2 protein-coding genes and 1 pseudogene are annotated in these 1,882 nt (G+C 71.7%); 2 read left to right on the forward strand and 1 reads right to left on the reverse strand.

What is annotated here, in order from left to right; all coding sequences use genetic code 11:
* Nucleotides 1-1,123 (reverse strand): helix-turn-helix domain-containing protein (locus AB0C29_RS46260; RefSeq protein ID WP_360834445.1); only part of this gene is annotated, 1,123 nt, incomplete at its 3' end.
* 104 nt (nucleotides 1,124-1,227) lie between these two features.
* Between AB0C29_RS46260 and AB0C29_RS46265 the strand changes: the two genes are divergently transcribed.
* The gene (locus tag AB0C29_RS46265) at nucleotides 1,228-1,431 is read left to right on the forward strand and encodes a hypothetical protein (RefSeq protein ID WP_360834447.1); all 204 of its coding nucleotides are present in this window, start codon (nucleotides 1,228-1,230) and stop codon (nucleotides 1,429-1,431) included.
* Nucleotides 1,428-1,882, forward strand: a pseudogene (locus tag AB0C29_RS46270) (alanine dehydrogenase); the annotation flags it as partial. The gene AB0C29_RS46265 and the pseudogene AB0C29_RS46270, both read left to right, overlap by 4 nt.

Consider the following 1,882-nt stretch of genomic DNA (forward strand, 5'->3'; position numbering starts at 1 on the left):
CCACCGCGACCAGGCCCAGCAGCCGGTCGGCCTCGGCCGTGCATTCGGCGTGGTGGAGCTCGCCGGAGACCCGCCCGGCCTCGGTCGCCAGCCGCGCCGCCTCGTCCAGATCGCCCTGCCGGCGACGCACCTCCGCCAGCTCCAGCGTCGCCCCGGCGTGGTCCTGCGTCGCCCCGACCGCGAGCAGGATCTCGGCCGCGGCGGCGAGCTCCTGGGCCGCGGCAGCCGGCTTGCCCACCCGGCGCAGTACGTACCCGTACGCCCAGTGGCACAGCCCGACCTCACGGGTCAGCCCCAGCTCGCGGTAGATCCGCTGGGCCTCGGTGAACATCCGTTCCGCCTCGGGCAGCTCCGCCGGGCTGCGCCGCAGCTGGCCGGCCGTCGTGTAGAAGTGCGCCGGCCACTCGGGAATGGTGATCAGGGGGAGCAGGGCCTGCGCGTCGGCCTCCAGCTGGCGGGCCCGCTCGCGCCAGTCCAGCTCGACGAAGATGTAGAGCAGGGACGCCGACAGGCGTAACCGTCCGTCGGCCTGGGTGGCCGGCTCGGCCGGTGCCCGCAACTCCTCCTGCAGGACGGCCAGGGCGGTGGACAGATCGCCGCGGGCGAAGCGGCAGTACGCCCACCGGGCCACCGCGGCCGTCCGAGGCGTCGAGGGTGGTTCGTCGCGTACGCGGTCGAACTGCTCCTCGGCCCCGGGCAGGTCGCCGCTCTGCAGGCGGGCTTCCCCCAGCCAGTACCCGGCCCAGGTGGCCGCCTCGGTGAGGGCGTACCGGGACGCGTCCGCGCGTACCCGGCGGAACTCGTCCTCGGCGTAGCCGATCTTGCCCTCGGACAGCAGGCGGCGTGCCTGCCGCAGGGATTCGGTCAGTGCCGCGGCCGCTCCGGGCGGCCGGCCGTACCGCAGGTCGTCCGGGTCCACCCCCAGGCGCCGGGCCACATGGGTGAGCATCGATTCGCTGGGATTGCGGGTGCCGGCCTCCACGGCCGCGAGCAGGGCCCGGCTGTAGTGGGGCTGGGCGAGCTCTTGTTGCGTCAGGCCGTTCGCGGTGCGCAGGCGACGGATGCGCGGGCCCACCGCGCCGTGCTCGCCGGTCTTCCGGGCCTTGAGCGGCTTCGTCGTCACGCCACCTCCCCGGTTCACCCTAGTGCCCGCGGATCACGGCCCGCGTCGACGTCTTGCTACGCTCGCGGCAACTATAGTTAACTGCGCTGTGGCGGGAGGTGGGCATGGGTCACGACGCGGGCCGGAGCGGAGAAGCCGGGACGAGCGACACCGTCTTCTGCCGGCATTGCCACCGAGCGCTGTGGCACGAGGATCTGTGGGGGTGGCTGCATTTGGACAACAGCTACCTGTGCCGCCATCCCGCCACCGGCGAAATCCTGTTCACCCCGGCCGAACCTCTCCCCGGAAAGGACGGTGTCGACTCATGAAGGTCGGCATTCCGAGCGAAGTCAAGAACAACGAGTTCCGGGTGGCGATCACCCCCGCGGGGGTTTTCGAGCTGAACCGGGCCGGTCACGAGGTGTTCGTGCAGGCCGGTGCGGGTGCCGGTTCGTCGATCACCGACGCCGACTACGTCGCTGCCGGTGCGACGATCCTGGCCGGGCCGGACGAGGTGTGGGGCACCGGTGATCTGATCCTGAAGGTCAAGGAGCCGATCGCTGAGGAGTACGGCCGGATGCGTGAGGGCCAGGTCCTGTTCACGTATCTGCACCTGGCGGCGTCCAAGGAGTGCACCGACGCACTCCTGGACCGCAAGGTCACCGGGATCGCGTACGAGACCGTTGAGTTGCCGGATCGGTCGTTGCCGTTGCTGGCGCCGATGTCGGAGGTCGCCGGGCGGCTGGCCCCGCAGGTCGGCTCCTACCACCTGATGCGCTC

The sequence above is a fragment of the Actinoplanes sp. NPDC048791 genome (assembly GCF_040650095.1).
Classification (GTDB): Bacteria; Actinomycetota; Actinomycetes; order Mycobacteriales; family Micromonosporaceae; genus Actinoplanes.

Bases quoted from the DNA above. Each gene is read 5' to 3' on its own strand.
- AB0C29_RS46265 (WP_360834447.1), top strand. From the start codon at position 1,228: ATGGGTCACGACGCGGGCCGGAGCGGAGAAGCCGGGACGAGCGACACC.